This is a genomic window from Robertkochia solimangrovi (assembly GCF_007279655.1).
GTDB lineage: Bacteria > Bacteroidota > Bacteroidia > Flavobacteriales > Flavobacteriaceae > Robertkochia > Robertkochia solimangrovi.
In genome coordinates, this window is sequence record NZ_QKWN01000008.1 from 191,314 (window position 1) to 211,879 (window position 20,566).

18 protein-coding genes and 1 other RNA gene are annotated in these 20,566 nt (G+C 42.5%); 13 read left to right on the plus strand and 6 right to left on the minus strand.

Annotated elements, in window-relative coordinates; translation table 11 throughout:
• Positions 1 to 4: 4 nt before the first annotated feature.
• The gene (locus DMZ48_RS12445; RefSeq protein ID WP_143955480.1) at positions 5 to 2,749 is read right to left on the minus strand and encodes a T9SS type B sorting domain-containing protein; all 2,745 of its coding nucleotides are present in this window, start codon (positions 2,747 to 2,749) and stop codon (positions 5 to 7) included.
• 224 nt (positions 2,750 to 2,973) lie between these two features.
• Here DMZ48_RS12445 and DMZ48_RS12450 point away from each other — a divergent pair, with 224 nt between their 5' ends.
• From DMZ48_RS12450 to DMZ48_RS12460, 3 genes are read left to right on the plus strand one after another with little or no spacing between them, the layout of a single operon-like run.
• Positions 2,974 to 3,465: a SixA phosphatase family protein gene (locus DMZ48_RS12450; RefSeq protein WP_143955481.1), complete on the plus strand. Its 492-nt coding sequence runs from the start codon at positions 2,974 to 2,976 to the stop codon at positions 3,463 to 3,465.
• Complete coding sequence (ppk1, locus tag DMZ48_RS12455; RefSeq protein ID WP_143955482.1) at positions 3,466 to 5,568, plus strand: polyphosphate kinase 1; 2,103 nt, start codon at positions 3,466 to 3,468, stop codon at positions 5,566 to 5,568.
• A gap of 12 nt (positions 5,569 to 5,580) precedes the next feature.
• Positions 5,581 to 6,486, plus strand: coding sequence for a Ppx/GppA phosphatase family protein (locus tag DMZ48_RS12460; protein WP_143955483.1), 906 nt, complete (start codon positions 5,581 to 5,583; stop codon positions 6,484 to 6,486).
• Here DMZ48_RS12460 and DMZ48_RS12465 read toward each other — a convergent pair.
• The gene (locus DMZ48_RS12465; protein WP_143955562.1) at positions 6,483 to 7,064 is read right to left on the minus strand and encodes a MiaE family protein; all 582 of its coding nucleotides are present in this window, start codon (positions 7,062 to 7,064) and stop codon (positions 6,483 to 6,485) included. The two genes, DMZ48_RS12460 and DMZ48_RS12465, sit on opposite strands and share 4 nt — an antisense overlap.
• A gap of 220 nt (positions 7,065 to 7,284) precedes the next feature.
• Between DMZ48_RS12465 and DMZ48_RS12470 the strand changes: the two genes are divergently transcribed.
• Genes DMZ48_RS12470 through DMZ48_RS12500 form a run of 7 tightly spaced genes read left to right on the plus strand, consistent with a single transcriptional unit; the run spans position 7,285 to position 14,109 of the window.
• A complete protein-coding gene (locus tag DMZ48_RS12470) occupies positions 7,285 to 8,157 on the plus strand; it encodes an EboA domain-containing protein (protein ID WP_143955484.1) in 873 nt (290 codons plus the stop codon).
• A gap of 2 nt (positions 8,158 to 8,159) precedes the next feature.
• Positions 8,160 to 9,068: a TatD family hydrolase gene (locus DMZ48_RS12475; RefSeq protein ID WP_143955485.1), complete on the plus strand. Its 909-nt coding sequence runs from the start codon at positions 8,160 to 8,162 to the stop codon at positions 9,066 to 9,068.
• Entirely contained in the window at positions 9,068 to 9,973 is a 906-nt protein-coding gene (gene eboC, locus DMZ48_RS12480; protein ID WP_143955486.1) for a UbiA-like protein EboC, read from the plus strand. Before DMZ48_RS12475 ends, eboC begins: the two co-directional genes overlap by 1 nt.
• A 10-nt stretch (positions 9,974 to 9,983) precedes the next feature.
• Complete coding sequence (locus tag DMZ48_RS12485; protein WP_143955487.1) at positions 9,984 to 11,141, plus strand: 3-dehydroquinate synthase; 1,158 nt, start codon at positions 9,984 to 9,986, stop codon at positions 11,139 to 11,141.
• Between the two features lie 5 nt (positions 11,142 to 11,146).
• Positions 11,147 to 12,373, plus strand: coding sequence for a metabolite traffic protein EboE (gene eboE / locus DMZ48_RS12490; RefSeq protein ID WP_143955488.1), 1,227 nt, complete (start codon positions 11,147 to 11,149; stop codon positions 12,371 to 12,373).
• Complete coding sequence (locus DMZ48_RS12495) at positions 12,351 to 13,748, plus strand: alkaline phosphatase family protein (protein ID WP_143955489.1); 1,398 nt, start codon at positions 12,351 to 12,353, stop codon at positions 13,746 to 13,748. The genes eboE and DMZ48_RS12495 overlap by 23 nt, the downstream gene beginning before the upstream one ends.
• Positions 13,732 to 14,109 (plus strand): transmembrane 220 family protein, encoded by a 378-nt coding sequence (locus tag DMZ48_RS12500; RefSeq protein ID WP_143955490.1) that lies wholly within the window; start codon positions 13,732 to 13,734, stop codon positions 14,107 to 14,109. Before DMZ48_RS12495 ends, DMZ48_RS12500 begins: the two co-directional genes overlap by 17 nt.
• On the opposite strand, the gene DMZ48_RS12505 is transcribed toward DMZ48_RS12500, so the two are convergent.
• Positions 14,081 to 15,859 (minus strand): DNA polymerase III subunit gamma/tau, encoded by a 1,779-nt coding sequence (locus tag DMZ48_RS12505; RefSeq protein WP_143955491.1) that lies wholly within the window; start codon positions 15,857 to 15,859, stop codon positions 14,081 to 14,083. The genes DMZ48_RS12500 and DMZ48_RS12505 overlap by 29 nt on opposite strands.
• 209 nt (positions 15,860 to 16,068) lie before the next feature.
• On the opposite strand from DMZ48_RS12505, the gene rnpB reads away from it, so the two are divergent.
• An RNA gene (gene rnpB / locus DMZ48_RS12510) (RNase P RNA component class A) lies at positions 16,069 to 16,356 on the plus strand.
• Here rnpB and DMZ48_RS12515 read toward each other — a convergent pair.
• Genes DMZ48_RS12515 through DMZ48_RS12525 form a run of 3 tightly spaced genes read right to left on the minus strand, consistent with a single transcriptional unit; the run spans position 16,355 to position 18,370 of the window.
• The gene (locus DMZ48_RS12515) at positions 16,355 to 16,906 is read right to left on the minus strand and encodes an RsmD family RNA methyltransferase (RefSeq protein ID WP_143955492.1); all 552 of its coding nucleotides are present in this window, start codon (positions 16,904 to 16,906) and stop codon (positions 16,355 to 16,357) included. The genes rnpB and DMZ48_RS12515 overlap by 2 nt on opposite strands.
• Entirely contained in the window at positions 16,906 to 17,697 is a 792-nt protein-coding gene (locus DMZ48_RS12520) for a DUF3822 family protein (protein ID WP_162558711.1), read from the minus strand. Before DMZ48_RS12520 ends, DMZ48_RS12515 begins: the two co-directional genes overlap by 1 nt.
• A 19-nt stretch (positions 17,698 to 17,716) precedes the next feature.
• Positions 17,717 to 18,370, minus strand: coding sequence for a hypothetical protein (locus tag DMZ48_RS12525; protein WP_143955494.1), 654 nt, complete (start codon positions 18,368 to 18,370; stop codon positions 17,717 to 17,719).
• Between the two features lie 109 nt (positions 18,371 to 18,479).
• Here DMZ48_RS12525 and DMZ48_RS12530 point away from each other — a divergent pair, with 109 nt between their 5' ends.
• On the plus strand, positions 18,480 to 19,901 hold the full coding sequence (locus DMZ48_RS12530; RefSeq protein WP_143955495.1) for an ATP-dependent DNA helicase: 1,422 nt from the start codon (positions 18,480 to 18,482) through the stop codon (positions 19,899 to 19,901).
• A gap of 76 nt (positions 19,902 to 19,977) precedes the next feature.
• On the plus strand, positions 19,978 to 20,544 hold the full coding sequence (locus DMZ48_RS12535; RefSeq protein ID WP_143955496.1) for a DUF4126 domain-containing protein: 567 nt from the start codon (positions 19,978 to 19,980) through the stop codon (positions 20,542 to 20,544).
• Positions 20,545 to 20,566 lie beyond the last annotated feature (22 nt).

The following is a 20,566-nucleotide window of genomic DNA, read 5'->3' on the forward strand; positions in this document are numbered from 1 at the left end:
TGGTTTAGTTGGATCCGGTTCCCATTAATAGGTATCCGGTGATTGGGTCAATGCCACTGTTCAATAAAGTGACTACATAATAATAGGTTCCTGCAGGAACTCGATCTGCGCTACCTACCGAACCGTTGGTCGTGAGACCATTCCAGTCGTTTCGGTAATCGTCTGAAGAGTAAACCAGCGTTCCCCAACGATTGTAGATCCTTACTTTCAACGTAAATCCGCAATCCTGATTCACACCTTTTACAGTGAAATATTCGTTGTAACTATCACCATTCGGGGTTACCGCTTTGGAAATAGAAATATCCGAAGCAGATGAACAGGGGAGTACCACACATTCGTCATGAATGTTTACACTAAAGGTGACTATGGTTCCACAATCACCCTCAGTGCTTCTATAGGTGAATATGTACTCGCCAACATTATAATCGAATGGGTCCATATAACCGTTTTCCAGTGTAACGGGATTTCCATTCATTTCCCAGGTTCCATTACTGCCAAGGTCCATACCTGCCTGTGCGATCAGATCGATCGCCTGATCTTCAATACAGATACTAACCGGAGCAGCAGTGATCTTTTCAGGATCATTCACCACAAAGATGTTCTGTGTAACGATAGTTTCGTTTCCGCAAACATCGGTAGCAGTCCAGGTACGGGTAATCTCATAATCTGCATCAGAAGTTGTGTAATTACTGATCTCCTCAAATGCCACTTCTACATTGCCATTGCAATCATCACTGAATTCCAGTGAGGGTATGGAAGGTACTTCAGAGCAGAATACATCTGCATCGGCAGGAGTTTCTGAAATAAGTACTGGTGGAACATTATCTATGATTGTGATCGTTTGTGTATGCGAAACTGTATTTCCTGAGCAATCTTTTGCGGTCCAGGTACGAACAAGGGTCTTCCCGGCACTGCAGTCGGAGAAGGTGCCTTCCGTTTCTTCGAAGGTGACTTCCGGAGTACTGTCACAACCATCGGTTGCGGTCAGCTCAATGGCCTCCGGTACTTCGCTACAATTTACGGTGATATCCTGAGGTAAGGTTTCTACAAATTCAGGCGCAGTATCATCAATAACGTTGATGGTTTGCGTGAATACCGCTTCATTACCTGAACAATCCGAAGCACTCCAGGTACGGATAATCGTATAGGTTCCCGGGCATTCACTACCTGAGGTGTTGATCTTTTCATCAAAGGTTACTTCGATCGTTTGCAGATCGCAATTGTCTGTTGCTGTAAGCACCGCAGGTTCCGGAATATTTCCGCAGCTTGCATTCAATGTAGTCTCTGGCAATACGTCGAATTCTGGCGCTTGTTCATCTTTAACATAGATATGTTGTGTATGTGTTTTAGTATTTCCGCTACAATCGGTCGCGCTCCAGGTTCTAACCAGGGTATAGTTGTTAGGACAAGCCTCATCGATATCGATCATGGTTTCTTCCAAAGTGATCGTCACAGTTTCACTGCAAAGATCTTCTGCTACCAATTGCGGAGCCTCAGGGATCGCATTACAACTCACGGTGATATCTTCCGGTAACTGTCCACGGAATTTCGGTTTCATGGTATCAAATACATTGACTGTCTGATGATGAACCGTTTCATTTCCGGCACAATCGGTGGCTGTCCAGGTGCGTTCGATGACGCGATTCCATTCGCATTCCTCACTCCAGGTGATCTCTTCGGTATAAACCACTTCCACTTCCGAATCGCAATTGTCGGTTGCGGTAAGCACCACTGGGTCCGGAATGGTTTCACAACATAATTCCAGATTCTCAGGTAAAGTTTCATTGAAAACGGGAGCCGTGGTATCGGCGAAAGTTATGGTCTGTACATCGGAATGCGTAGTTCCGTTATTCTCGACTGCTACCCAGGTTCTGATTATTTGTGATAAACCACAATCACCGTAGATCTTTTGGTCGGAGAAATATACGCCGGCAAGATCTTCCTCATCGATGGCAACTTCCGGTTCACCCGAGTAGAATTCTGAATTTTCAAAGCAAATTGAAGCGATCGCTCCTGAACCGTTCAATACGATCCTTAAACGATAGACATTATCGAAACCTTCAAGGGTAAGGGTGGTCGCACCATTATCGCCGGTTTCGATCAAAGGGATCTCTTTGATAATATTCCCGTCGATATCAAAACCCTGAACACTGGTATGCTGATCTTCTTCGATATCAACCAGTGCCAGATATCCCAGATCGACACCTCCGAACTCGCTGAAATCGAATTCTATGAACGTGCCAAATTCGGCAACGTCATTAGGATAGTCGTATTTAGGATCCTGAACGACAATAATATTATCTTGAGGAATAAAATTAGGATGTGCTGAGCCAGCATTCCCTCCAATACCGATTCCATTTCCTCCAAAATCAGAATTTGGAGTTCCCAGGTCTGTATCCAGTGATGCCGGATTTGAAGAATCGAAAATGTTGGGAAATCTTGTACCACCTTTTGAGCCTGCCGTCACGTAGACGGTCTTACCGGCAAGTCCGATGGCTGAAGGGTCGGTCACGTTTTCAAAATCCATGCAGGGTAGAAAATCGGCTGCACATTGAAAACTGACATCTTCCGGTGCCTGGATCGCTGTGTCTTTTTGTGGATCCATGGCTTTTACATTCGTAACTGGTTCCTGGGCTATGGCTTGAAATTCTGTGCTTGAAAGTACTGAACCCAACGCAATCCCGGGAGTAAGTGAAAGTACACCTACGAAAACCACTAACAAAAGTTGTAAAGGTAAAAGTTTAATCATATAACATAGTTTAGGGTTGCTTTTACCTATAGCAAGTAGAATGTCTGAAAGCTTTGGGAGCTGTCGGGATTTAATCAGTCAGGGATAAGGATCATAAGTGCTATTAAAATCCGATGTAAAAGAACAAACAGGAGGAAATTCCCACAAAAAAAATTGTCGAAAAGTATTTTTTATCGTTCATAAACAAATTAACTTTAAGGAGTATAGAATATAAATCACAGTCTATGAACCAACGTACGCTGACTCTGATGCGTCACGGGAAATCTTCCTGGGATGCCCATGTTAATGATATTGACCGCCCGCTTCAGGAGCGTGGAATTTTAGATGCTGCCCGTGTAGGAGCCTATGTGAAAGACAGGATTCCAATGCCTCAGCAGGTATATTCCAGTCCGGCAAACCGGGCGTTACATACGTGCGTAATTATGATGCGTACCCTGCACCTGCCGTTTGAGCATCTGTTGCTGGAAGATGAATTGTATGATTTCGGCGGGAGTAAAGTGGAAAGTTTTATACGAAGTATCGATGACGGGATTGAAAGTGTAATGATTTTTGGTCATAATGATGCATTCACCTCAATTTCTAATATATTTGGGAATGAAATGATCGATAATCTTCCCACCGCAGGATTGGTCCATATTCGGTTTGAAGCCGAGAGCTGGAGAGATCTTAAAAGAGGGGAGACAGAATTAACAGTATTTCCAAAGCTACTTCGTTAAATGGATGAAATAAAAAACCAGTACATCAACCGTGAGATCAGCTGGCTTCACTTCAACGCTCGCGTTCTGCAGGAGGCTGCCGATATATCGGTTCCACTTATTGAAAGACTTCGTTTTCTCGGTATTTTTTCCAATAATCTGGATGAATTCTTCAAAGTGCGCTATGCTACCGTTAAGCGTATTGCACTGTCAGGGAAAACAGGTAAAAGTGTGCTTGGTGGTGCCAAGGCTACTGATCTGATGGATGACATTACTCAGATCGTAATCAATCAGCAAACAGAAAGTCTGAAGATCCTGAGTGCCATTGAACAGGAGTTGGAAGGTGAGAATATCTATATGATCAATGAAACGGAAGTTACACCTGAACAGAGTGAATTCATCAGAACTTACTTTATGGAAAAGGTGAGTCCCGCACTGGCGACGATCATGCTTAACGACCTTACCAGTATGCCAAATTTAAGGGATAGCGCCGGCTACCTGGCAGTAAAGATGGTGTTGAAGCCGGAGAAGGAGGCTAAAGGAGTTCGGAATTTTATCGCACCGCCTAAAAGGGAGATACGCTACGCTTTAGTGGAGATTCCTAAAACTGTGGATCGTTTTGTCGTATTGCCGGACCAGGGAGAAAAACATTATATCATAATTCTCGACGACCTGATACGATACTGTCTGGGCAGTATTTTCAACATATTCCCATATGAATCGTTGTCGGCCCACATGATCAAGATTACCCGGGATGCCGAATTGGATATCGACAGTGACCTTAGTAAGAGTTTTATCGAAAAGATATCTTCCAGCGTAAAAGGAAGAAAGATCAGTGAACCGGTTCGTTTCGTTTATGATAAGAGTATCGATAAGGATACGCTTTCCTTTTTGAAACATAAACTGAGGATCGATGATACCGATAGTGTGATCCCCGGAGGGCGGTATCACAACCGTCGTGATTATATGAATTTCCCAAGCCTGGGACGTCAGGATCTGATGTATAAGCGCTTTCCTCCATTACCGATTAAAGGACTGAACATGGAGGTGAGTCTGTTTTCACAGATAGCGAATAAGGACTTTCTTCAGTATGCACCCTACCATACTTTTTCTTATGTAATTAAGTTTCTCAGGGAGGCAGCCATCGATCCTGCGGTTAAATCTATCAAGATTACAGTGTATAGACTGGCTGAAAATTCACAGGTCGCTAGTTCACTGATCAATGCGGTAAAGAACGGAAAGGACGTGACCGTGCAGATCGAATTACAGGCACGTTTTGATGAAGAAGCGAATATTCAGTACGCCGAACAATTGCAATCGGAAGGCGTAAAACTGATCTTCGGAGTCCAAGGACTGAAAGTGCACAGTAAGATCTGCGTGATCGAAAGAGAGGAGGCCGGTAGATTACAGCGTTACGGATTTATCAGTACCGGAAACTTCAATGAAGCCACTGCCAGGATCTATACCGATTATACATTGTTTACGGCTGATCAGTCGATCTTAAAGGAGCTGATCAGGGTGTTTGATTTCTTTGAAACCAATTATAAGATCAATAAATACAAGCATTTGATCGTGTCTCCTCATTATACGAAAAGCGTATTCGGTAAGTTGATCCAAAGGGAGATCGATAATGCCAGAGCAGGACGACCTGCCTATATTAAGATTAAAATGAACAGCTTTACCAGCTATAAGATGGTTGATAAGTTGTATGAGGCGAGTCGTGAAGGTGTGAGGGTTCAGATGATCATCCGCGGAACCTGTTGTCTTATTCCGGGGGTGCCGGGAATGAGCGAGAATATAGAAGCAATAAGTATTGTTGACCGTTTTCTGGAACACACGAGACTTTTCATCTTCTGTAATAACAACGATCCGAAAGTGTTCATATCTTCTGCGGACTGGATGACGCGTAACCTGGATTTTAGGGTAGAAGTAGGGGTTCCGATCTACGATCCGGATATTAAAAAGGAATTGATGGATACTTATGAGATCTGTTGGTCGGATAACGTGAAAGCCAGAGTATTTTCTGAAAAGCATGATAATGCCTATAAGAAGAACAATCTCGCTAAGGTCAGATCACAGTTCGCAACCTATGAGTATTATTTAAAGAAAGCAGTTGTAAATTAAAGAAGACGCACATTGAGAATACGGAAATTTGCAGCGATCGATATTGGGTCCAATGCCGTGAGATTATTGATCAATAATGTCATAGAAAACCCGGGAAAGGAAACACAGTTCAAAAAGAGTTCCCTGGTGAGGGTGCCTGTACGTCTCGGACAGGATTCTTTTACCATGGGCAGGATCTCCCCCAATAACATGTCTCGTATGGTCGATACCATGAAAGCTTTTAAATACCTGATGAAGGTACAGGGCGTAGAGAAATATATGGCCTGCGCTACTTCCGCGATGCGGGAGGCTTCTAATGGTGAAGACCTGGTGGAAATGGTAAAAAATAAATCGGGCATCGATATCGAGATCATCGATGGAAAAGAAGAAGCTGCGATCATCGCATCTACCGATCTCAATGAACTCATCGATAAAAATAAGAACTATCTCTATGTGGATGTGGGAGGTGGTAGTACCGAGTTTACGATCTTCAGTGATGGTAAGATCGTAAATTCCAGATCCTACAAAATAGGGACGGTAAGACTCCTAAATGAAATGATAACTCCGGAGACCTGGAAGGATATCGAGAAATGGATCAAGGCTCAGGCCAGAAAATACAAGAGTATAGCAATCATCGGATCCGGAGGGAATATCAATAAGCTTTTTAAGATGTCCGGAAGAAAACCCGGAGAACCGCTTTCCTATATTTATCTGAATGCCCAGTACCAATTCCTTCAGGAGCTTTCCTATGATGAACGTATCTCTGAACTCGGATTGAATCCAGATCGCGCAGATGTGATCATACCGGCTTCACGCATCTATCTGAACGCTTCCAAATGGAGCGGAGCCAAAAAGATCCATGTGCCGAAGATAGGGTTGTCTGATGGGATCATTAAATTATTATATAATCGAGAAAAGGAAGAATTGGAGCAACACTAACCGTGTATAGTTTCTTTTTTGCCGAGATCTTTCATGATCTGGGCTTCATACTCCAAAAGCGCCTGCCATTTTTTGTCAACTTCTTCGCGATCTCCATATTTTCGGGCAAATCCCAGAAACATTGTATAATGATTCGCTTCACTGACCATGAGGTTCCGATAGAATTCTGCCAGTTCCTTATCGGCGATATTTTCAGAAAGCAGACGAAAGCGTTCGCAACTCCTGGCTTCAATCAGGGCTGCATACAATAATTTATGAACCATGAATGTGACGCGACTACCTCCTTTCGGGAAAAATTTCATCAGCTGATTCACATATTCATCCTTGCGATCGCGTCCCAATACCCAGCCGCGTTCGATGATCTTTTCGTGAACCATTTTGAAATGACTGATCTCCTCCTTTACCAATGCGGTCATCGCCTGAACCAATTCTGTATATTCAGGAAAGAGCACGATCATAGAGATCGCTGTACTGGTCGCTTTTTGTTCGCAGTAGGCGTGATCGGTAAGGATTTCTTCGATGTTCTTTTCCACGATATTCACCCATCTCGGATCGGTAGGAAGTTTGAGTCCCAGCATTTTTTGAAGGTTTAATGTTGCCGCAAAGGTAAGGAATTTCAATGTTTTTAACTTCCTCATGGATTCTCCCTGTTGGTGTTTCATGTGCAAAAGTGTTATAACGATTATATATAGTTTTTGTCGATGTTAAAAAGCTTCATACAGCATAATCTATAATTTTAAATACCCCTCTGTTCCTAAAATTGATATGGGACAGTAAACCAGCAGATAAACCAACACCATGATTGCAAACAATCCCATATTGAACAAAAATGCTGTTTCTCATCTGGAGGAAATTCTGAAATCCGTGGCTTCCGATAAGGAAGTTCTATGGTTACAAATACAGATGGAAGACCTTGTAGAAAAACAGTCTACCCGTGATTTCTATCTGACCTATACGCTTATTCGACAACGATTTTCTGATACTCCTGCCTTGCTTTCTACTTCTGATGACAAGCTGGATCAGTACCTGTATACGCACGATGCGAAAGCCTATGAAGTGGCCCGTATCCTGTTGTTGAATTTTGTTCTTGATGCGGACCCGGAATTTTTCAGAGACAAGGTGCAGCATCTGATCGAGGTGGCAGACCGAAAGGAGTTGGAAAGCTTTTTGAAGTTTCTGGTGCTTTTACCTAATCCTGAAGAATACAGGTTTACCGCGGTGGAGGCTTTGCGTACGAATATTTCAGATATATTCGATGCGATCAGTCTGGAAAATCCGTATCCTGCTTTGTATTTCAATGAGCAGCAATGGAATCAGATGTATCTCAAAGCGGCCTTTATGCAACGACCATTACAGAAGATTATGTATGTAGAGGATCGGGCTAATGCTGAACTTACCCGTATTATCTCCGATTATGCTCATGAACGTTGGGCGGCGGGTAGAACTATCGATCCGATGATATGGAGACCCGTTGCGAAATTTTTGGATCCGACAATTCTGAATGATATAAAAAGATTGATAAACAGTGATGATCCCGCAGAAAACAAGGCGGCATTACTGGTTTGTGCTGCAGCTGATACTCCTGAGGCAGCCGAATTACTTGTTTTACACAGCCCCGATCCGGAACGTTTACGATCGGAAAGTATTAACTGGAATAACCTAAACACTTAATTATGGAAGAAAAATTAATGTTCATTGATCCGCATGTTCATATGACGTCCCGCACCACGGATGATTATGAAGCGATGGCTGCAGCAGGTGTTGTTGCGATAATCGAGCCTTCTTTTTGGCTTGGACAACCGAGAACCCAGGTAGGGTCTTTTCAGGATTACTACAGCAGCCTGGTTGGCTGGGAGCCTTTTCGTGCCAGTCAGTTCGGAATCAAACATTATTGTACCATAGGTCTGAATTCAAAAGAGGCGAATAATGAAGCTCTTGCTGAACAAGTGATGGATTTATTGCCCCTTTATCTTTTTAAGGAAAATGTTGTAGCGATAGGAGAGATCGGATATGATGATCAAACCCCTACAGAGGATAAATATTTCCGTATGCAACTGGAGATGGCCCGGGAGTACAATATGGTCGTTCAGGTACATACGCCACACCGTGATAAAAAAGCCGGAACGATTAAAAGTATGGAGGTGTGTCTGGAGCACGGATTGGATCCGTCTATGGTGATAATCGATCATAACAATGAAGAAACTGTTAAGGAAGTGCTTGATCGCGGCTTTATCGCAGCATTTACCATTTATCCCAAAACAAAAATGGGAAATGAACGGATGGTAGAAGTGGTTAGGCGTTTCGGAAGCGATAATATAATTGTTGACAGCTCTGCAGATTGGGGGGTTAGCGATCCTCTCGCAGTGCCAAAAACAGCTGGATTGATGTTGAGAAGCGGTATTGCCCGCGAAGATGTTATAAAAACATGCTATCAGAATGCACTCGATGCTTTTGGTAAGAATGGAAGAATGAAAGAAAGTGATTGGCTGGGTGCCGGAGGTATCGATCAGCGTGAACTTTTTAATGATAACAGCGTGTTACGAGGTCAGCAGCCTCGTATCGACCAGGAAAAAATAGTTTGATGAAAAAGGAAACCGTTTTAGGGTACATTCGGTTGATGAGGCCGGCAAATCTTCCCACGGCAATGGCTGATATTTTGGCCGGAGCTACTGTGGCAGGGGCTGCCGATTTATTTCTTTCATCAGACACAGAACCGGTTCTGATCTTGAAACCTTTACTTTTTTTAGTTCTGGCCTCGATCTGCCTGTATGCCGGTGGCGTTGTGCTCAACGATGTATTCGATTTCGAGCTTGACCTTAAAGAGCGCCCCGAAAGGCCCATACCTTCCGGAAAGGTTTCTTTGAAGGGTGCTATGCTTTTTGGAAACCTGTTGCTTTTTTTAGGAGTGGTACTGAGCTTTCTGGTGAATAACAAATGCGGTATTATTTCTATTTTGTTGGTTTGCAGTATCCTGTCTTATGATGCATGGGCAAAACATCATAAACTATTCGGACCTCTGAATATGGGGTTATGCCGCGGACTGAATCTGTTGCTGGGAATGGCCATTCTGGGGCATTTCGAACAATGGTGGATCATGGTGATCCCGGTCTTTTATATCGCGGCAATTACCATGATCAGCAGAGGTGAGGTTCATGGAAATAATCGGTCTAATATTGCGCTGGCTAGTATTATTTACGGACTTGTGATCCTGATGATCCTGCAACTGGCAATTTTCGGAAAACATCACATCCTACAGGTTATACCTTTTATTGTGGTGTTCGCTGTCATGATATACAAGCCTCTTTTGAAGGCTTTTAAAGATAATTCGCCCTTGAATATCAAGGGAGCTGTAAAAGCAGGTGTCATCGCCTTGATCGTGATGGATGCATGTATCGCTGCAGGCTTTTCTCAATGGTGGTTTAGTCTGGGTATGCTTTTGCTGCTTCCCTTATCCTTTGTACTGTCTAAACAATTTGCAGTAACCTGAAACTATTGTTATGAAAAATTTCGGAACCATTACTAAGTCATTTAAGGTAAGCTATGAATATTCATTGCTTTTCACCGATAGTCTTTTTGATTTCAGCAATGACCTTTTAAAGGATCTTTTGCTTCGGTCTGAAGGAGAATTCCCTAAAAAGGTGATGTTTGTGATCGATGAGAATGTTTATCAAAGTCATGAATACTTATCAGATGAGATCAACGCTTATTGTAAAAAGTTCAGCGATGTGATCCGGCTTACCCAAAAACTGGTAATTCCGGGTGGAGAACAATGTAAGAACGATAGTAAGCATTTGAATAAAGTCCTGGAAGCGATCGAAAAGAATAGTATCTGCAGACATTCCTTTGTGATCGCTATCGGTGGAGGAGCTATTTTGGATATGGTTGGTTTTGCAGCGGCAACGGCGCACAGGGGTGTTCGCTTTATCAGGATCCCTACTACCGTATTATCACAGAATGATTCGGGAGTTGGGGTTAAGAACAGTTTTAATTATCTGGGAAAAAAGAATTTTCTGGGAACCTTTGCACCCCCTTTTGCAGTGATCAATGATTGGAATTTCCTTTCAACACTTGAAGATCGTGACTGGAGGGGCGGAATCTCAGAGGCGGTTAAAGTAGCATTGATCAGAGATGCCGAATTTTACTCTTTTCTAAGGAAGGAAGCCCATGCCCTGAAGAACCGGGAATGGGAACCGATGAAAAGACTTATTTACCGCTGTGCTGAATTGCATATGGAACATATTGCAGAACAGGGGGATCCGTTTGAGTCTGGTTCTTCCAGACCATTGGATTTCGGACACTGGGCTGCACATAAAATAGAACAAATCACTGAATTTGAATGCCGGCATGGTGAAGCTGTTGCCATAGGGATCGCTCTGGATGTAACCTACAGTCATCTTTGCGGTATGTTGGAGGAAGACGTAATGAAGGACATAAAACAGACCTTACTGAATGCAGGTTTTGATATCTCAATACCCGAAGGGGTAAGAGAGTCCGATCTGTTAAACGGACTAGACGAATTCAGAGAACATCTCGGTGGAAAGTTGACCATTCCTTTACTTACCGGGATCGGAGAGCGCAAAGACGTTCACCATATCGACCCCGAACTTATGACTGTAGCTATGAAAATGTTAAAAGAGTTACCACAGTTAAAGTAGAAAGAATGTTAATTAACGATAAGTATCATTTGTCGTATTGTACCAATATTCACCCGGGTGAGAATTGGGCTCAGACGTTTGCGAATCTAAGGATCTACCTTCCGGAGGTCAAAAAGAAAATGTCTCCGGAAACCCCGTTTGGAATAGGGTTACGTCTGTCGAACAAGGCAAGTGAAGAACTCCATACCGGAACCAATCTGTACCGGTTTAAACAATGGCTGGAAGCCAATGATATGTATGTCTTTACCATGAACGGATTTCCGTATGGTAATTTTCATTTCAGCGAAGTCAAAGATCTTGTACATGCTCCTGACTGGACTAAGGAAGATCGGCTTGAGTATACACTGCGTTTGTTCGATCAGCTCAATTATCTTTTACCTAAAGGAGTATCTGGTGGAATCTCGACTTCTCCCGTAAGTTATAAGCACTGGCATACAACAGAGGAGTTGCGGGAAAAGAGCTTTGAAAAAGCTGCATTTAATATGGCCAGAGTCGTTCACCGTCTTTATGACCTCGAATGTGTGACTGGTAAATATATGCATCTCGATATTGAACCGGAGCCAGACGGACTCATAGAGAATAGCTTCGAGTTGATCAATTATTATCGGGCATACCTGATTCCTGCTGCTGCGGAATATCTTAGAAAGGAACTCGATAAGAATCCGGTAGAAGCGGAGGAAATGGTCTTGCGTTATATTCAGGTTTGCTACGATACTTGTCATTTTGCGCTGGCGTATGAAAATCCGGACCGAACCTTTAAGCGATTTGCACAAACCGGAATACGCATTGGTAAAATTCAGATCAGTTCGGCCCTTAAAGTACAGTTTAGCGGGGATAATGACAGACAATTAATGGAGGAATTGTCTAAATTCATCGAGCCGGTGTACCTTCACCAGGTAACCGAAAAAACTGATAATGGGGTGCGAACCTATTCTGATCTGCCGGCGGTGGTGAATTCAAAAAGAAAATTTAAAGAGCTCAGGGCACATTTTCATGTTCCGATATTTCTCGAAAAGTATGGAAATCTCATGTCAACTCAGGAACAGATATTGCAAACGATAAAATATTTAGCGGCTCACCCTGGATTATGTGAGCATATCGAGGTGGAAACCTATACCTGGGAAGTTCTTCCCCAGGATCTGAAACTGGAACTTACCGAATCGATCCATCGGGAATTAACCTGGCTAAAAACTAATTTACTCAATGTATATGAAGAAGACTGTAGTTCTTAATGTCGTAGGTCTTACCCCCAGACTGATAGGCAGGGACACACCTTTTATTCAGAAATTTGTTCAACGCGGAAAATCAACGATTATTGAGCCGGTATTACCGGCGGTAACCTGCTCGGTTCAATCTACCTACCTGACTGGTAAGTGGCCCGAAACCCATGGTGTAGTGGGAAATGGTTGGTATTTTAAGGATGAACTTGAGGTTAAGTTCTGGCGTCAGTCAAACCGATTGGTGGAAAGTCCGAAAATCTGGGATGAATTAAAAAAGCAGGATCCTGAATTTACCTGTGCTAATATGTTTTGGTGGTATAATATGTATTCCACGGCCGATTATAGTGTAACTCCCAGACCTAATTATCTGGCTGACGGCAGGAAATTACCGGATATTTATTCCTTCCCTGCAGGTCTTCGGGACGAGTTACAGGAGGAATTAGGGACTTTTCCCTTATTTGATTTCTGGGGGCCGCGTACCTCGATCAAATCCAGTAAATGGATCGCCGATGCCAGTATCCTTACCGATAAGAAATATGATCCAACACTCACTCTTGTCTATTTACCGCATCTTGATTATAATCTGCAACGCTATGGTCATGATATGGAAAAGATAGCCTCAGACCTTCAGGAGATCGATGCCGTGGTGGAAGAGTTGGTAACTTATTATGAGCGTAAGAATGCAAATGTTATCTTATTGTCGGAATACGGGATCACAGATGTTTCAAATCCGGTACATGTCAATCGTATCCTCAGAGAGAACGGTTGGCTGGCTATTCGGGAGGAAAGAGGGTTGGAATTGCTGGATGCAGGTGCTTCCAAAGCTTTTGCAGTTGCCGATCATCAGGTTTGTCATGTGTACCTTAATGATCCAAAGATCAAGAATGCTGTGATTTCAGCGCTTCGAAAAACGACCGGAATTAAGGAGATCATGGGAAAACATGATCAGCAATTGAATCATATTTCTCATGAAAGAAGTGGAGACCTTGTGTTAGTTTCTGATGAAAATTCATGGTTCACGTATTATTTCTGGCTGGATGATTCCAAAGCACCGGATTTTGCACGCATCGTCGACATTCATAAAAAACCGGGATATGATCCCGTAGAGATGTTCACAGACCCCGGGAAGCCTTTTATAATGGCAAGGGTTCTGTGGAAATTGTTTAAAAAGAAACTGGGTTTCCGGGTACTTATGGATGTTATTCCATTGGATGCCAAACTTGTTAAAGGGTCACACGGAAGAATCCCGGAAAGTAAATTAGATTACCCGGTATTGGTTTCCAATGTAAAGGATGGTGCTGCGGGAGAATCCGTTAGCGGTGTTGAAGTTTATGATATTATAAAACAACATATAACCAATTCTAAAATCCATGAAACCATTCTTTAAAATTCTTGCTTCGATCTTTGCTTTACTTTTTATCGTTTCTGCGGCGTTACAATACAACGATCCGGATCCTTATTTCTGGTATGCAATTTATCTGTTTGCTGCAGTATTATGCGTCTTGTTCATCTTTGGAAAGCTTCCATTCTGGCTTGCAACACTGGCGGCGGTAGGTTTTATAATCGGAGGAATCTTCGCCTGGCCTGAAACTTTCGAAGGGGTGCAGATAGGCGATGGTGACATCAGGAATATCGAAGAAGGAAGGGAGTCGCTCGGACTTTTTATTATCGCATTTGTGATGTTGTTACTGGCCTTGCGGATCAGAAACGCAAAGCGCATTAAACATCAAGATCAAATTCTTTCCTGAGCAGTTCCAGATACGGATTTCGAGTGCATAATTTCTCGTATTTTTCCTGAGGTGTAAAGGCATATTCCTTTTCAGTAGCTTCATTCACCTGTATGAACAATTCGATGTGGAAATTGTTGAGCTTTTCCTTCATGTAGGTCATGAGCGGATTCTTGTCTCTTTCCACCTCTTTTTTCATAGTGTCATTGGGTAATTCGATATAGATCGTATGCTTGTCTTTAAGAGTAGGCGTACCTGTTGTAAGATTCGAGCTCATGATTTTCTTACCATCCTTATCGATCATGTTGACATAATCCGTCCAGATTTTTTGCATTTCAGCTTCAGTGAATTCATCGGAAGGGAGATTTTCTTCAGTATACACTCTTTTTTGCTGATCCTTTTTTTCCTTATGTTTTCTTTGTTCCGCTAATGATTTTAAGGAAGTTCCGGAAACGGGAGCGTTTTTCATCTCCAGGATCGGTTTTCTAGGTGTTCCGGACGGAGTAGGAGTAGATTGAATTGATGGCTTATCAGTGTAAGGCGCTGTCGTTTCAGCCTTGACCGTAGTTTTAGTTTCTGCAACTGCAACTTCTGCAACAGGAGCGGGTTGTCGTACTTCTTTCTTCGGTGCTAAGGTGCTGTCAATTCTTTCGGTCGTGCTTTCCCGAAAATAATTCGGTGGAATTATGAAGTATGGGTCATTTTTTTTTTCTCCATCGTAATTGATGGAGGCTAACTGCATAAGGCATAATTCAACCAGCAAACGCTGATTTTTGCTGCTCTTATATTTTAGGTCGCACTCATTGGCGATTTCCAGTGCCTTCAGGAGAAAGGGTAAGGAAGTATGGTTGCTTTGCTCCAGATATTTTGCTTTGGTATCATCGCCTACCTCCAGTAATTGAATGGTATTCGGATTGGTACAAACCATCAGATCCCGGAAATGTGATGCGAGATCACTGATAAAATGGTGGCCGTCAAAACCTATGGAGAGCACATTGTTGAAATAGAGCAGTAAGGACGGGATATCATTCTTAAGAATGAGATCAGTCACTTCCAGATAGGTCTGGTAATCGAGAACGTTCAGGTTTTCGGTAACGGCCTGTCTGGTCAGTTCCTTTCCGGAAAAACTCACCACTCTGTCAAATATAGACAGTGCATCACGCATGGCGCCATCTGCTTTTTGAGCGATGATGTGCAATGCGTCATCTTCTGCATTGATGCCTTGACTTTCTGCGATGTATTTCAAATATTCCTTGGCATCTCCGACGGTGATTCGTTTAAAGTCAAAGATCTGACAACGCGATAGGATCGTAGGGATGATCTTGTGTTTCTCTGTAGTAGCGAGGATGAAGATCGCATGTTTCGGCGGTTCTTCCAGCGTCTTCAGGAAGGCATTAAATGCCGATGAAGATAACATATGGACCTCATCGATGATATAGACTTTGTATTTGCCTACCTGAGGCGGGATCCGCACCTGATCGATCAGGTTTCGGATATCTTCTACTGAATTGTTGGAAGCAGCATCGAGTTCAAAGATGTTGAACGCAAAATCTTCATCTTCTCTTTCATTGCCTTCTTCGTTGATCTTCTTTGCCAGAATACGTGCACAAGTGGTTTTGCCTACCCCGCGAGGACCACAGAAAAGCAGTGCCTGAGCGAGATGATTGTTCTCGATCGCGTTCAGTAATGTATTGGTGATCGCTTGTTGTCCCACCACATCTCTGAAGGTTTTTGGCCTGTATTTTCTAGCTGATACTACGAAATGTTCCATACAGGACAAAGATAAAAATTGCGCACTAATATGTCCTTTTTAAAAAAGCGAATTGTACATTTTTATTAACAACGTTGTTACGGGGTTACGCTGTTACTCTGTTTTGTTATCGCAGTGTAACCCTCCGTAAGAATTTTGGCATTTTTACCGTTCCTCAATAATCCATAATCCATAATCTATAATTCATAATTAAAATAGTATTTTTGCCGCCGGCAGGCTACCTTATCGTCTCTTCGGAGAAGGAAAGTCCGGACACCACAGCGCAGCATAGCGGCTAACGGCCGTCCGTCGAAAGGCGAGGACAAGTGCAACAGAAAGTATGTACAGGTAATGCTGTAGTGAAACCAGGTAAACTCTATGCGGTGAAACGCCATGTATACCAGCGCAGAGGATTGCGCGTCTGATGCTGGAGGGTAGGCGGATTGATCTTTACAGTAATGTTCAGACTAGATAAATGATAAGGCTCGACAGAATCCGGCTTATGGCCTGCCTTTTTTAAGATTCTTCATCAGGCCATTCAAAGAAACTGAAGACACTCCCGCCATATTTACGGGCATTGTTGAAATATGGATGCGTTTCGAGAGCGACGTGCTTGCTGTGCTCAATGATCAGCATTCCTTCTTCACCGAGTAATTCATTTTTAAAGACCAGATCTGCCATTTCCATCAGTTTTTCTGCTGGCATGTCGTAAGGTGGATCTGCGAAGATGATATCCGATTCTCCGGTAGCTTTCTCAAGATAAACAAAGACATCACTTTTGATACATTGAATATTGAACTCCAGTTCTTCCGAGATCTTTCGGATGTATTGTACACATCCGGAGTGCGCATCGACCGCTTTAAGATGTTCGCATCCGCGGCTGGCAAATTCAAAAGAAATATTTCCAGTGCCTGCAAAAAGATCAGTCACTGTAAGTTCGTTGAAATAGTAGTGGTTATTCAATACATTGAACAACGCTTCTTTTGCAAAATCAGTAGTCGGTCTTACCGGTAACTTTGATGGAGCGGTCAACCGCTTACCTTTATATTTTCCCGAAATGATGCGCATCAGAAACTATTTAACAGAATTAGATTTTTATGATCCGCATAGTGTTCTCTGGCTTGCTTTCCAACTTTATAAGGGTTGAAGTTATTTCCGATATGAACGTTGCGAATGTATTTGTAAGCATATTTATAGAGCTCATCGTCACGATCTGTATTTCCTAATAAAATCACGTCTGTGAGTTCAGGATTCAGTTGTAACTGCTCGATTGTGAACATGAGGTAATAGATGAAATCTGCTGCAGTCTGATAATGATATTGATTATAGAGCAACAATTGTTTCTGATGGGTAACGACGATTTCAAAATGATTCTTCGATATGTTGATGAATACCTTTTTGTCAATACCATTTCGGCTTTTATTGATCAGGGTTTCCACCAGAACCGTTGAGGCATGTTTGTACTCGAAACTTCCAAAGGATTCAAACAGATAATTGTTGATATGGGTAAAAGGAATGTATACGTTTACCATATCATGACTTTTGATCTCATCATAATTGATAAAATCATTTTCAAGAATCTTGACGTTGTATTTAAGGTAATCCGGAAGCTGACTCTCATTGAAGAGTGATCGGGGTACAAATGAAGATAATTCATTTTCATGGATAACTCTGATATCCCTGAAACTATATTGTTCGAACACCTCAGTATCGAGCAATTCCCGAAGCCTTCGAAGTTGTATATCCGGAGTAACTGCCTGAGGGAATTCTGTTGAACCCAGTTCCAGGATCTTATCATGAGCAGTATCCAGTATACAAAAAGAAAGTCCACTCAAGCTAACCTGAATGGACAATTCCAAAAATGTTTTTTGTAATATATTACTTTTCTCCTTTTGTATCATAGTATGGAGGCCAGTTACCGCTGGTACTTACGTCTGTAAGACTACCAACTTTGATTTCAGGACCGTTTACTTCTTCTACGTCGATCATTTGTTTCTCATTAGCTACGAGGTCCGCTGGTTGATCATACAGTAGTGAAGATTTGTCTACCTTAACTTCGAATACAGGAGCTCTGAATCCGTTTTTGTCGAGGATATCGGTCTTCATATCAAACTTAGCATTATTCTGTGCATAAGGAATAGTTCCCAAATCCTTATAATTGATATTCGTGTTTTTGAACAGGGAATCCTTTACGGGGATGAATCCAAGGGTGTCAACCACAACAGTATCTACAGGCATATCGATGCGGTAGGTTCTGTTATAACGCATAAAGGAAGAATCTCTTTTTTCCAGTATGGTGAACTGAGCAGTATCCAGGAATTTCGCTAATGATTCGAAGTCTTTGGCATAAGAATTATCGATTATACGGTGTGCTTCCTGAGCATCTCTAATCTTTTTTAATTTATTGATTACTGCCGTATAACGCTCCTTCTTAACTTTATCAAACTTTATAGGCTCCATGATGGAGGTGTAGATCTTATAAGCAAAGAAGATGCTTAAAGCCCAAAGAACAATCTGTATTACTGTCTTCATTGTTTGTTTTTTGAATTAAAGTGGTTTTACGCAAATCTACAATTTTTTTTCTTTCACGAAAGTTCTGCCCTGAAAAAACATTCCTATTTTTGAATCAGAATAGGACTCCATGGACGCTGTTTCTTTTTACAATTTACTGAAAAATAATTTTCCTCACCAGCCAACGCTGAAGCAAGATATTGTTTTACAGCAGCTTTCTGAATTTATATTGTCGGATACCAGAGATGATATTTTCATTTTGAAAGGGTATGCAGGGACCGGAAAAACCACCATCATAGGCACACTTGTTAATAATTTGTGGAAAACTATGAAGAAATCTGTGCTCCTTGCACCCACCGGTAGGGCAGCAAAAGTGATCTCTGGTTATTCCGGAAGAACAGCTTTTACGATTCACAAGCATATTTATGTGCCGCGTAAGCAAAAGGGCGGTGCGGTTAAGTTCGTCCTTTCTCCAAATAAAAGTAAAGATACGATCTTCATTGTGGACGAAGCTTCGATGATTCCTGATTCCCCGGCGGATTCCAAACTTTTTGAGAATGGATCACTGCTCGATGACCTGATGCAATATGTGTATTCCGGGCATCGGTGTAAACTTATTCTCATCGGGGATACCGCTCAGTTACCACCGGTGAACCTGAGTTTATCTCCTGCATTGAATGAAGATACCCTATACCTTAATTATAATAAGGAGGTGAAACAAATAGAGCTCGACGAAGTGATGCGTCAACAGCTGGATTCCGGAATTCTCCTTAATGCTACCCTTCTCAGAGAGCAAATTCAGTCCGAATATCATGAGGCGTTTCAATTTGATATCAGGGGTTATGATGATATTGTACGGCTGACCGATGGGTATGAGATTCAGGATGCTATCAATCAGGCATTCAGTGATGACGGACTCGAGGAGACCGCCATCGTTGTGCGATCGAATAAGAGGGCAAACCTTTACAATCAGCAGATTCGTGGCAGGATCCTTTTCCTGGAGAATGAACTCGCCACCGGTGATTTTCTGATGGTCGTACGCAATAATTATTTTTGGCTTAAAACTACTTCAGATGCCGGTTTTATCGCTAATGGTGATATCATCGAAGTACTCGAGATCTTCGCTTTTAAAGAATTGTATGGCTTCAGATTTGCAGAAGTAAAGGTGCGAATGGTCGATTATCCTAAAATGCAGCCCTTTGAAACAGTGCTTTTACTCGATACACTTACCGCCGATACTCCGGCACTTACCTATGAAGATAGCAATCGTTTGTATCAGGAGGTTATGAAGGATTATGAAGATGAGACTTCGAATTATAAGAAATTCCTCAGTGTCAAGAATAATAAATTCTTCAATGCCTTACAGGTCAAATTCTCTTATGCGGTAACCGGACATAAGAGTCAGGGTGGTCAATGGAGTACGGTATTTATCGAACAGCCCTATGCACCAAACGGTGTTGATCGGGAATACCTCAGGTGGTTGTATACCGCGGTGACCCGGGCGCGTAAGAAATTGTATCTCATTGGCTTTAAGAATGAGTTTTTTCAGTGATCGTATTCCAAACCGGGGTGTGAATTCAGATTTTTAGTATTTTTATAACGCTTATAGGAAACCTTATTTAAATAATATGGATTCAACCACTATATTGAGTATATTTTTAGGAATCGGATTGGCAGCCTCTGCTGGTATGCGCGTGTTTTTGCCATTGTTCGCCTTAAGTCTTGCTGCCTGGTTCGGCTTATGGGACCTGAATCCTAACTGGCAATGGATCGGCTCGATGCCGGCTTTGATCACACTGGGAATAGCCATGGTGCTCGAAATTTTTGCGTATTATATTCCGTTTATCGATAATCTTCTCGATACGATTGCGATACCGCTGGCAGCTATTGCCGGAACGGCTGTGATGGTATCCACGGCAGCAAATCTGGATCCCTTAGTAACCTGGTCACTTGCCATTATTGCAGGAGGAGGAACCGCAATGGTGGTTAAAGGAGCTTCAGCAGGTAGCCGACTTACCTCTTCAGTCTCTACCGCAGGACTTGGTAATCCGGTTGTTTCCACCGTAGAAACCGGTGGTGCTATGGTGATGAGCGCTGCTTCCATTTTTGTCCCTGTTCTGGCGATGATACTGGTAATCATAGTCTTAATATTTGTCTATTGGTTTTACCGGAAACTGCGTCCGAGACGCGGTTGATTTCTAAAATTTTAGCACTACT

What these genes read in the sequence shown, in the direction of transcription:
- DMZ48_RS12445 (WP_143955480.1), bottom strand. Translation starts at nt 2,749, where the DNA reads ATGATTAAACTTTTACCTTTACAACTTTTGTTAGTGGTTTTCGTAGGT.
- DMZ48_RS12450 (WP_143955481.1), top strand. Translation starts at nt 2,974, where the DNA reads ATGAACCAACGTACGCTGACTCTGATGCGTCACGGGAAATCTTCCTGG.
- ppk1 (WP_143955482.1), top strand. Translation starts at nt 3,466, where the DNA reads ATGGATGAAATAAAAAACCAGTACATCAACCGTGAGATCAGCTGGCTT.
- DMZ48_RS12465 (WP_143955562.1), bottom strand. Translation starts at nt 7,064, where the DNA reads ATGCTGGGACTCAAACTTCCTACCGATCCGAGATGGGTGAATATCGTG.
- DMZ48_RS12470 (WP_143955484.1), top strand. Translation starts at nt 7,285, where the DNA reads ATGATTGCAAACAATCCCATATTGAACAAAAATGCTGTTTCTCATCTG.
- DMZ48_RS12475 (WP_143955485.1), top strand. Translation starts at nt 8,160, where the DNA reads ATGGAAGAAAAATTAATGTTCATTGATCCGCATGTTCATATGACGTCC.
- eboC (WP_143955486.1), top strand. Translation starts at nt 9,068, where the DNA reads ATGAAAAAGGAAACCGTTTTAGGGTACATTCGGTTGATGAGGCCGGCA.
- DMZ48_RS12485 (WP_143955487.1), top strand. Translation starts at nt 9,984, where the DNA reads ATGAAAAATTTCGGAACCATTACTAAGTCATTTAAGGTAAGCTATGAA.
- eboE (WP_143955488.1), top strand. Translation starts at nt 11,147, where the DNA reads ATGTTAATTAACGATAAGTATCATTTGTCGTATTGTACCAATATTCAC.
- DMZ48_RS12495 (WP_143955489.1), top strand. Translation starts at nt 12,351, where the DNA reads ATGAAGAAGACTGTAGTTCTTAATGTCGTAGGTCTTACCCCCAGACTG.
- DMZ48_RS12500 (WP_143955490.1), top strand. Translation starts at nt 13,732, where the DNA reads ATGAAACCATTCTTTAAAATTCTTGCTTCGATCTTTGCTTTACTTTTT.
- DMZ48_RS12505 (WP_143955491.1), bottom strand. Translation starts at nt 15,859, where the DNA reads ATGGAACATTTCGTAGTATCAGCTAGAAAATACAGGCCAAAAACCTTC.
- DMZ48_RS12515 (WP_143955492.1), bottom strand. Translation starts at nt 16,906, where the DNA reads ATGCGCATCATTTCGGGAAAATATAAAGGTAAGCGGTTGACCGCTCCA.
- DMZ48_RS12525 (WP_143955494.1), bottom strand. Translation starts at nt 18,370, where the DNA reads ATGAAGACAGTAATACAGATTGTTCTTTGGGCTTTAAGCATCTTCTTT.
- DMZ48_RS12530 (WP_143955495.1), top strand. Translation starts at nt 18,480, where the DNA reads ATGGACGCTGTTTCTTTTTACAATTTACTGAAAAATAATTTTCCTCAC.
- DMZ48_RS12535 (WP_143955496.1), top strand. Translation starts at nt 19,978, where the DNA reads ATGGATTCAACCACTATATTGAGTATATTTTTAGGAATCGGATTGGCA.